General features: G+C 73.1%; 3 protein-coding genes. 2 read left to right on the top strand and 1 reads right to left on the bottom strand.

Annotated elements, in window-relative coordinates:
* Both MXD60_RS26150 and cutA read left to right on the top strand, forming a co-directional pair.
* Positions 1-794, top strand: a 794-nt coding sequence (locus tag MXD60_RS26150; RefSeq protein WP_248822362.1) for an ACT domain-containing protein, incomplete at its 5' end; no start/stop codon positions are given.
* A gap of 462 nt (positions 795-1,256) precedes the next feature.
* Positions 1,257-1,586, top strand: a complete 330-nt coding sequence (gene cutA / locus MXD60_RS26145) for a divalent-cation tolerance protein CutA (protein WP_248822360.1) — start codon at positions 1,257-1,259, stop codon at positions 1,584-1,586.
* Between the two features lie 30 nt (positions 1,587-1,616).
* Here cutA and MXD60_RS26140 read toward each other — a convergent pair.
* Positions 1,617-2,127 (bottom strand): NsdA family TPR-like regulatory protein (locus MXD60_RS26140; RefSeq protein ID WP_518468717.1); only part of this gene is annotated, 511 nt, incomplete at its 5' end.

Genomic DNA, 2,127 nt, shown 5'->3' with positions numbered 1-2,127 from the left:
GTCCTCGGGGGGCGGGGGCGCGGCTTTGTCTAAACGAGACAGCGCGGGGGCGGGCCACGACGGGGCCGACCGCGGCCGAGGGCGCCGTCGCCGGGGCCGACGCGGCCACCGGTGGGGCGCAGGCCGGCTCGGCCGGGAGCGTCGGAGGGGAGGGCCGGGCGGCCCGTCGCCGCTCCGCGGGCGCCCGGCCGCCGGCCCGGCCGACCGGCCGCCGGGGCGCACCGAACCTCGCCGCCCTGGCCGACGACGGCACAGGGGTGCTCACCCCGGTCCGGCTGGCCCGATGTTGCCTTCCCCTGCCCGGTGACGCCGTCGTCGGGCTCACCACGCATGGCAGCTCCGTCTCGCTGCACCGCCAGGAGTGCGTGAACGCCGCCGAGGTGGGTGCCGAGCGGGAGCGGCTTGCGGTGGTCGCCTGGTCCGCCCCCGACGTCGAGATCTTCCCGGTCGAGATCGCCGTTGAGGCGTTCGACCGCTACGGCCTGCTCGCTGACATCACCGAGGTCCTGTCCGAGACGTCCGTGGCGGTCCGGGCAGCCTCCACCGCCACCTCCGACGACCGGGTGGCCCACGCCCGCTTCACGATCGAGGTGACCGGCACCGGGCAGCTCGACGCGGTGCTCGCCGTCGTCCGGGGCGTAGGCGGGGTCTACGACTGTTTCCGCGCCTGCCCGACCCAGAGTCAGGCCCCCGGCGGCGATCCGCGCTCCGTGGGGGCCGCCCGGGAATCCGCTCCTGTCGTTCCCGGCAGCGCCGAGCCGGTAGGCGATCGTTCCGGTTCGATCGCCCGGTAGGCACCCCGCCGTGGGCCGCCGCGCCCGCCGGCCGAGTTCCACATGTCACGCGGGGGTCAATTCAAGCCCTCGGGCGGGACAACCACTTCCGGGGGATCCGCAACCGCTCCTGGGATGTCCGGGGCCCCGTGGTGCCTTCAGCGAGTGACCGAACCGCCGTGCCGGGCTCCGCGCCGAACGGCGCCCATCCCGTTCCGGCGCGGGCGCACGGCACCACCCACTCATCGCACCGGAGGTCTCGAGCCGGTTGACGCTGAGCGTGGTGAAACCACCCCGGAAGGTGCCCTCCGCTGCAACGTGCCGTAAACGTGATGTACCGGCTCCCAGTCGTTCCGGGCAGGTAGGAGTGAAATGTCGGAAGGGTAATAGCGTCCCTTCCTCCGTGTACCGAAAATTCAACGGCCCGGCGAGCCGATCGATGTAGAGTATTGCGGGTATCCCTTGTTTCTGATGGGAGTGCGCGTGGGCTACCTGCAGGTCATCGTGAGTATCGACTCCCGGGATGGCGCCGAACGCATCGCCCGGGAGCTGGTGGAGGCCCGCCTGGCTGCCTGTTTCCAGATCCTCGGCCCCATGCGGAGCATCTTCCGCTGGAACGGCGAGATCGAGGCGGCCGACGAATGGCTCTGTCTGGCGAAAACGACGACCGATCGATTCGAGGAGCTACGAGAGCGGCTCGTTGCGCTTCATCCGTATGACATTCCGGAGATCATTGCCACGCCGATAGTCGCCGGGCACGCGGACTACCTGGAGTGGATCAGTGTGGAGACCACTCCCAGCGTACGGGGCTGACCGGCCTCGGTCAGGCCAGCCCCGTACGGCTCAGAGCAGCGCGCGCAGCTGGTCGTCCAGATCCCGCACCGCGTGCGTGTGCTGCCAGGGCCGCAGGTGTTCGCGGGTGCGCCGGACGCGGGCGAGGCCCAGGGAGAAGTCCGTCTGGGCCACGATCGACAGGGACTCGGCCGCGAAGTGGCAGGCGGCCTCGATCTCCCGGCGCTGCACGTGCACCTCGGCGATGTCGCTCAGCAGCAGCGAGCGCTTCTTCGTCGCGCCCGGGCCGGCGGCGCGCAGCGCGTCGGTGGCCGCGGCGTACGCCGCGGCCGGGCGGCGCAGCCGGGTGTAGGTGGTGACCTTCAGGCCGTCCAGGCGACCCCGGTCGAAGAAATGGGTCCACACCCGGCCACCGTCGGGTTCGCCCCGCTCGAACGCGTCCTGGGCCCGGTCGAGGGCGGCGAGGGCCGCGCGGCCCTCGCCCCGGGCCGCCGGCGCCACGGGCGCGCCGGCCGCCCGCCCCGCCCGGGTGCTCGCCGGGCTGCCGCGCGCGGCGCGCCGC

The organism is Frankia sp. AgB32, from assembly GCF_023243045.1.
Taxonomy (GTDB): Bacteria; Actinomycetota; Actinomycetes; order Frankiales; family Frankiaceae; genus Frankia.
Note: the sequence above shows the minus strand (reverse complement) of the source record. Positions and strands in the feature narration are given on the sequence as shown.